The organism is Candidatus Omnitrophota bacterium (assembly GCA_030688425.1).
Classification (GTDB): domain Bacteria; phylum Omnitrophota; class Gorgyraeia; order Zapsychrales; family JANLHA01; genus JAUYIB01.
In genome coordinates this window covers 873,387-879,678 of the sequence record JAUYIB010000012.1, presented here as the reverse complement: position 1 = coordinate 879,678, position 6,292 = coordinate 873,387, and the positions used below count along the sequence as shown (strand labels likewise).

General features: G+C 48.9%; 6 protein-coding genes. 5 read left to right on the top strand and 1 reads right to left on the bottom strand.

Translation table 11 applies throughout. From position 1 onward, the window contains the following. The first annotated feature begins 90 nt into the window (after positions 1-90). The 5 genes from eno to Q8Q08_05225 all read left to right on the top strand — a co-directional run bounded on the left by eno (position 91) and on the right by Q8Q08_05225 (position 4,905). Entirely contained in the window at positions 91-1,365 is a 1,275-nt protein-coding gene (gene eno, locus Q8Q08_05245) for a phosphopyruvate hydratase (GenBank protein ID MDP2653420.1), read from the top strand. Positions 1,366-1,587: 222 nt separating this feature from the next. Beyond that, a complete protein-coding gene (locus tag Q8Q08_05240; GenBank protein ID MDP2653419.1) occupies positions 1,588-1,878 on the top strand; it encodes a septum formation initiator family protein in 291 nt (96 codons plus the stop codon). Positions 1,879-2,182: 304 nt separating this feature from the next. Next, positions 2,183-2,509, top strand: a complete 327-nt coding sequence (locus tag Q8Q08_05235; GenBank protein ID MDP2653418.1) for a GIY-YIG nuclease family protein — start codon at positions 2,183-2,185, stop codon at positions 2,507-2,509. 738 nt (positions 2,510-3,247) lie between these two features. After that, positions 3,248-4,174, top strand: a complete 927-nt coding sequence (locus tag Q8Q08_05230) for a DNA adenine methylase (protein ID MDP2653417.1) — start codon at positions 3,248-3,250, stop codon at positions 4,172-4,174. After that, a complete protein-coding gene (locus Q8Q08_05225; protein MDP2653416.1) occupies positions 4,171-4,905 on the top strand; it encodes an HNH endonuclease signature motif containing protein in 735 nt (244 codons plus the stop codon). Before Q8Q08_05230 ends, Q8Q08_05225 begins: the two co-directional genes overlap by 4 nt. Positions 4,906-5,158: 253 nt before the next feature. On the opposite strand, the gene Q8Q08_05220 is transcribed toward Q8Q08_05225, so the two are convergent. After that, positions 5,159-6,100 (bottom strand): hypothetical protein, encoded by a 942-nt coding sequence (locus tag Q8Q08_05220; GenBank protein ID MDP2653415.1) that lies wholly within the window; start codon positions 6,098-6,100, stop codon positions 5,159-5,161. Positions 6,101-6,292 lie beyond the last annotated feature (192 nt).

The following is a 6,292-nucleotide window of genomic DNA, read 5'->3' as shown; positions in this document are numbered from 1 at the left end:
GGGGCCGACTGACAAGGGTCCCGGCGGGACGGGAAGCGCCGCGCACCCGTAGACTCGCGTGGCACCCGCCACCTCGAACCGGACGGTCCAATGGCCCAGATCACTCGCGTTCACGCTCGGCAGATCCTCGACTCCCGTGGTCAGCCGACCGTCGAGGTCGAGGTCGGGCTGTCGACCGGCACGATCGGTCGCGCGGCGGTGCCGTCGGGCGCGAGTACGGGTACCCATGAGGCCGTTGAACTACGTGACGGCGAGCCGTCCGTCTATGGGGGCAGGGGTGTCCTGAAGGCCGTGGCCAACGTCGAGGACGAGCTGTTCGGTGCTCTTGTGGGATTGGAGGCCGATGATCAGTCGACCGTCGATCGCACCATGACGGAGCTTGATGGCACCCCGAACAAGGGCCGCCTGGGGGCGAATGCGATCCTGGGGTGCTCGCTTGCCGTGGCACAGGCCGCGGCCACGGATGCGGGCCTGCCGCTGTTTCGCTACATCGGCGGAGCCCGCGCCCACCGCATGCCAGTGCCGCACATGAACATCCTGAACGGCGGCGTCCATGCCGACAACAACCTCGACATCCAGGAATTCATGATCGTGCCCACAGGCGCGCCGACCTTCAGCGAAGCCCTGCGCATGGCCGCCGAAGTTTTCCATAACCTCAAGAAGATCCTTCACGACAAAAAACTTTCCACCTCCGTGGGCGACGAAGGCGGTTTCGCCCCGAACCTGTCCCGCAACGAAGAAGCCATCCTGCTCATCATCGAAGCCATCGAAAAAGCCGGCTACAAGGCGGGCAAAGACATCTTCATCGCGCTGGACGCGGCCGCGTCCTCGTTTTATAAGGACGGCAAATACGGCTATAACGGCGAGCAGGTCACCGCCGAAGACATGATTTCCGTCTACAAGGACATGATCAAGCAATACCCGATTATCTCCATCGAAGACGGGCTGGGGGAAAACGACTGGAACGGCTGGAAGAAGCTCACCGACGCCGTCGTCACCAACGTCCAGCTCGTAGGCGACGATCTGTTCGTCACCAACGTCAAGAAATTGCAGGAAGGCATCAAGAAGGGCATCGCCAATTCGATCCTGGTGAAGGTCAACCAGATCGGCAGTTTGTCCGAGACCCTGGACACCATCAATCTCGCCAAAGAGAGCAAGTATACCTCCGTCATTTCGCACCGCTCCGGCGAGACCGAAGACACCACCATCAGCCACCTCGCTGTGGCCACCGGTGTCGGCCAGATCAAGACCGGTTCCCTGTCCAGGACCGACCGCCTGGCCAAGTACAACGAACTTTTGAGGATCGAAGAAGAACTCGGCAGCAAAGCCGTTTATGCCGGGCCTCTGTGGGGCAAGATTCGCTAAAAATTTGCGCTGCATTGGGGCAGGTTGAATTCGAACACAACGGCGTAACCGTTGACCCTCGTTACCGTCAATTTTTTAGAAAAACGAGGGCTGTGGGGCAAGATTCGCTAAAAGTATTTGTTTGATCTTTTTGTTTGCTGGTGAACACCAAAAAGTGAGAGGCGGGAGGATGAAAACTTTTCATCTTCCATTCTCAAACTTCCATCCTCCAGCATTAAAGATATGATTAAAAACGGCATCTGGCTTTTCATATTCACGATCGCGGTTTTTCTGCTCTTTCTTCCGTCGTATACCCAGATGCAGGACCTCAAGACCCGGAACACCGATTACGCCCAGGAGATCCTGAATTTAAAAGAAGAGAACCAGCGCCTGAAGAAAGAGCGCCTTCTCCTGGAGACCGACCCGGTGTATCTGGAAAAGATCGCGCGCCAGAAGATGGGCCTGGTCAAAGACGGCGAAGTCGTAGCCAGGATCACGACCATGCCGGCGAATGAAGAAGAAAATCCCCGGTAATGTCGCCGGAGAATAATAAATTTCGTTTTGCGGGAATTTTGTAGTATAGTAGTAATCCTCGGCGAAGGCGCCGGGGGCTATTTCGTTCTTTGCTAAAAGAATTTTTTAGGTTAGCGGTAGATATCATATCCCCGGCAACACCACCGGGGATTATTCGTGCTGCTCTGCAAGAGTTTTATAGTTTAGAGGTAGCACTCATATCGCGGGGTGTCCCGTAAAGCCCGTTCCTTTGAAGATTTTAAAAACGGGCCACGGGACCACGTGATGACGAAGTCATTTTACGTGGGAGCGTTTTTGAGACGGTATGTATCAAGTTTATATACTGTTGAGTGAGAAAGATAGAAAACTGTATATTGGTTTTACGGAAGATATTAGCAGAAGGCTGGATGAGCACAATGGTGGCAAGGTTGAGTCAACGAGGCACAGAAGCCCTTTTCAGCTGATATATTGCGAGTCGTATTTGAACAAGAAAGACGCTTTGGGCCGGGAAAAATTTCTTAAAAGCGGCTCAGGACACAGATATTTAAAGAAGCAATTAAAGAATTTTTTCTTGGACATAGATCGCGGGGTGGAGCAGTCTGGGAGCTCGTCAGGCTCAAGTTGGGCTGCTGGTTTGGAAACAAACCAGTGACTCCTGTCAAATTCGGTGAACCCTTAACCTGCCTGTCGGTAGGCAGGCCGGGAATACCGAGCCAAGTCCGGCGAAGCTGAACGCGAAAGCAATTCAGCGAAGCCGGAAAGGTGTAGAGACTAGACGGCAGGCACCCTCTCCGGGAAACCGGAAGGGTGAAGGTATAGTCCAGACCACAAATCCTGGTCGTCAAAGATCAGGGGCGGTGAAAACCGTAGCTGGTACGCATAACCTGAAGGTCGGCCGTTCAAATCGGCCCCCCGCAACCAATTTAAGCCAGGTCCTTATGGGCCTGGCTTAAATTATTTATGGGGCCGATTCGAACGGCCGCTGAATGTTATGAAAATTTAGAAAGGGCCGTTCCAATGGTTGCTACCTTAGTGAGTATTGAGAATAGCAACCATTCCTTCGCCCGAAGGGCGAACGCAATGGCCCCCCGCAACCATGTGCAAAACTCTCGGTCCCATCAGGGGCCGAGAATTTTTGCATTTTAGGTTTCTGCGGAGGCCATAGAACGGTCTTTTTTTAGGCCGTTCTATGTTGTTTAAGAAATCTGATCCCATTTGGGTCAGGCCCCTTTCGCTCTCGGATAACTTATGGGATGGAGGGGTAAAAGCTTGACGCCCACACTTATGAGTGGTATAAATAGTTTGCCCCCCTTTTCCCCGAAGTTGCCTTTTAATAAATTAAATTTTAAAGAAGAGTTTTGGCTTGTCTAACCTTATAAGGGGGATTAAAATGAAACTATTCGAGTTAACTATGAAAATTCCACAACCATTCCCATATCAAGGTAGCAAAAGAAGAATAGCAAGAAAAATTCTATCGTATTTTCCTGAGAAATCCAATTTTCGTCTTATTGAGCCATTTGCGGGGTCCGCTGCAATTTCTTTAGCCGCTGCTACTTACAACAAGGCAACGAGTTTTGTAATTAATGATGCTAATGAGCCTTTAATTAATCTATGGAGAACTATTGTTGATCAACCTCAAGAGATAAGTTTAAAATATAAAAATCTCTGGAATGAGCAACTTGAAAGAGAACATCAATATTATAATCAAATTCGTGAAAAGTTTAACAGAACAAAGCGCCCTGAGTATTTGTTGTATCTTATGGCGAGATGCGTAAAAGCCGCCATCAGATACAATTCATTTGGAGAATTTAACCAAAGCCCAGATAATCGCAGGAGAGGTATGAGCCCGGCAAGTATGAAAGAAAATATCTTTCGTTCGTCATATTTGTTGCGGGGACGAGTTACATTCCTGTCAGAAGATTATAAAGATGTGTTAAACGTAGCCACACAGAATGACCTGGTCTATATGGACCCGCCTTATCAAGGAGTTTGTTGTAATCGAGATCAAAGATATATCCGGGGGGTTAAATTTGATGAGTTTGTAACAATGTTAGAGAATTTAAACAGAAAAGATGTCCCATTCATTGTCAGTTATGATGGTAGAACGGGAGACAAGCTTCACGGAGAGAAGCTGCCAGGACATTTGCAATTAACTCATTTAGAGATCAATGCAGGCAAATCAACTCAAGCAACTCTATTGGGTAGGCAAGCCATTACTTTTGAATCCATTTATTTGTCGCAGGCCTTAAATAATAAGATCCGGGAATCTAATTTTGCTCGGGAAGAACAGCTGGAGTTAGCTGGAAGTTTCCAATGAAGAAAACCGTCCCTCTTAAGCTGCTTGCGAAATTAAAGAAAATCACTTCCAAGCGTCCCCGCGTAGTTATCGAACACATCTTAAAGCATGGATTTATTACAACCGAAGAATTGGAGTCAAAATACGGCTATTCACACCCACCAAGAGCCGCCAGAGATGTTAGAGAACAAGGGGTCCCTTTAGAAACTTTCCGCGTAAAGGGCTCTTCGGGAAGAAGCATAGCTGCATACAAATTTGGCGATCTATCAAAAATTATCAATGATAAATTAGGTGGGAGAAAAGTATTCTCAAAAGATTTCAAGAACGAATTAATCGTTGTGGGTGCGGGGAAGTGTTACATTTGTTTGGAGGAATTCGATGAAAGGTATTTGCAAATTGATCACAGGATCCCATACGAAATTTCGACCGACAAGGATTTCTCCAGTCGCGATGTATTAAATTATATGTTGTTGTGTGGGTCTTGTAATAGGGCAAAATCATGGTCATGCGAACATTGCGAAAATTGGAAAAGTAAGAAACAACCGTTCATTTGCAAGAGTTGCTATTGGGCTTCGCCTGAGGAGTATACCCATATTGGGGAAAAACACATAAGGCGGTTGGATTTAATTTGGATGGATGATGATATAAGGGTGTACGAAGGATTGAAGAATAAAGCAAAAATTGCATTCGAAAAATTGCCCAAACATGTTAAAGAGATTTTAAGGAAGCATTCTGAAAATCTCAATCCATAGTTTTGACCGGTTATATGATTGACAAGACTCAAATTAGAAAATTCTTATGAGTACATCCAGAATTGCCATGAGGATAAAATGGATAGCGTTTGGAATATGCGTAGCCATGTTTCCCGTGATTATTCGTAACAACAGCGGGTGACAGTCACCTTTTAGGGGACACGCATTCCTGATTGGCCCATGCCTAAACCAATCGGGGGTATCTCAGCCCCTGTCAGGACTGTCCCCATCGCCTTTTACCCTTTATCCTGCCCTACACCCCCAGCAGCGCCCGGATCGTCGTCCTCGCCGTGTCGATGATGCTGTTCGATTTGCCGACGAGGAGGTCGTATTGATTGCTGAACACGGTATATTGCTCTTCGAACTCCTTATCGCTTTCCTCTGCGCCTTTTTGGGGCTCCTTGATCTCCCGCCATAACAGGGAAAGCATCCGCTCGATCCTCTCGATCTGGTCGACGCATGTCCTGTAATCCCGGAAAGACTTGTTGTCGGACAGGCTGCCCAAAGGGTATGTGGATATCTGGTGTTTCCATTTTGCCTGATCATAACTCCAGGACTTGATGAGAAAATTCAGGGTCTGCTCATAAGCAAAATTCCTGTTATTGATCAAAAGATCGCGCAAAACAGATGTTTTGATGTTCAGGAACTCGGACCTTGGCCTGTGAAGAGGCAGGGAGCGGATGCTTCGCGAGATCTCCGGGAACCAGTTGGCCAGCAGGGGGTATGAGCCGTATGTGTCGACCAGACTTTTGGCGCTGTACTTGTCCCCGGTCCCAAAATCCCCGATGGCAATGTCCGAGCTTGTGGCTTCAATAAAGCCCCCGAGATTGTCGTAGAATTTGACGTCCTCATTCACATAATCCAGGTCGCCCGGGATCTGCACGATCCTTTCGGCTTCAGGATAATGATCAAGCACATGGCCCCAGCCGGCGAGCCATGTCTGGCAGGTGTCCACAGACCAGGTCTGCACGACCTCCAGCGTCTTGTACCGCTCATCCTTGAGAAAAGATGCGGCATCCTGCCGGATGACCGTGGCCCGGGGCAGAACAACGATCGGTTTGGGATCAATGCCCTTGCACCGGTCGACGGTCCACCAGAAATACCACTCGCACTGCTTGTTATTTTCATACCCCCGGTAGGGGAAAATAATGACCGGCTTTGAAGTCGTTTTTTTGTTTTCAGGTTGTTTTGCCACGTCTTTCCTCCAGCCCAGCGCGAATCCGGTTTAACGGGAAATCAATCTTTACCGCTCTATTATACCGCCCCGGGTTAACAGAATGGGATGATTAAGTTAGAATTTTATTAATTTTAAGGTGGGATGGAGCCCCTCGGTGTCCTGCCTCTATGGGACGGAATCCCGCTGATTTACCCATCCCCGGACTAAAAG

Bases quoted from the DNA above. Each gene is read 5' to 3' on its own strand.
- eno (MDP2653420.1), top strand. From the start codon at position 91: ATGGCCCAGATCACTCGCGTTCACGCTCGGCAGATCCTCGACTCCCGT.
- Q8Q08_05240 (MDP2653419.1), top strand. From the start codon at position 1,588: ATGATTAAAAACGGCATCTGGCTTTTCATATTCACGATCGCGGTTTTT.
- Q8Q08_05235 (MDP2653418.1), top strand. From the start codon at position 2,183: ATGTATCAAGTTTATATACTGTTGAGTGAGAAAGATAGAAAACTGTAT.
- Q8Q08_05230 (MDP2653417.1), top strand. From the start codon at position 3,248: ATGAAACTATTCGAGTTAACTATGAAAATTCCACAACCATTCCCATAT.
- Q8Q08_05225 (MDP2653416.1), top strand. From the start codon at position 4,171: ATGAAGAAAACCGTCCCTCTTAAGCTGCTTGCGAAATTAAAGAAAATC.